The sequence below is a fragment of the Komagataeibacter kakiaceti JCM 25156 genome, assembly GCF_000613305.1.
This window is the reverse complement of the sequence record NZ_BAIO01000793.1, coordinates 1-773: the sequence shown is the minus strand read 5'-3', so window position 1 is coordinate 773 and position 773 is coordinate 1. Positions and strand designations below refer to the sequence as shown.

Annotated in this window: 1 protein-coding gene; it reads left to right on the top strand. The window is 69.2% G+C overall.

From position 1 onward, the window contains the following. Window positions 1-702, top strand: a 702-nt coding sequence (cbiT, locus tag JCM25156_RS18995) for a precorrin-6Y C5,15-methyltransferase (decarboxylating) subunit CbiT (RefSeq protein ID WP_034961373.1), incomplete at its 5' end; no start/stop codon positions are given. Between the last annotated feature and the right edge of the window lie 71 nt (window positions 703-773).

The window sequence follows — 773 nt, the reverse complement described above, 5'->3', positions numbered from 1 at the left end:
ACCCGCCACACCACAACGGTTGCACAGATGGCGCGGGACGACGCACCACGCCCGCCCCGGCTTAACCTGATGGCGCTGGACATCGTGGCGGACCGCGATGCTTTGGTCATCCCGCTGGCCTGTGGCCTGCCTGACGGGATGTTCGCCCATGACGGGCAGATCACCAAGCGCGAGATCCGTGCCGCCACCCTGTCCGCGCTGGCCCCGCGCCGGGGGGAGATGCTATGGGATATTGGCGGCGGCTCCGGGTCCATCGGCATTGAATGGATGCTGCGCCACCCCGCCAACCGCGCCATCGCCATTGAAAAATCCCCCGCACGCGGCGCGCGGATCGCCCATAACGCCCTCAATCTCGGGGTGCCCGCGCTGCGGGTCGTGGCGGGAAGCGCGCCCGACATCCTGCGCCAGATGCTGGCCGATGGCATGACCCCGCCCGATGCCATTTTTATTGGCGGGGGCGTGAGCAATCCCGGCATGCTCGATGCGGCATGGCAGGCGCTGCCCGCCCACGGGCGGCTGGTGGCCAACGCCGTCACACTGGAGAGCGAGGCGGCCGTCATGGCCGCGCATGCGAAATGGGGCGGCACGCTGACCCGCATGCAGGTGGAACATCTGGAACCGATCGGGCGCTTTCACGCCTTTCGCCCCGGCATGGGCGTCACCACCTACGCCGTCCACCGGGCCGGGGGCGCACGCCCATGATCGTGGCCGGTCTGGGCCTGCGCAGCAATTGCGACATGCACGACATCATCGCCCTGCTCCACGCCGCGCAG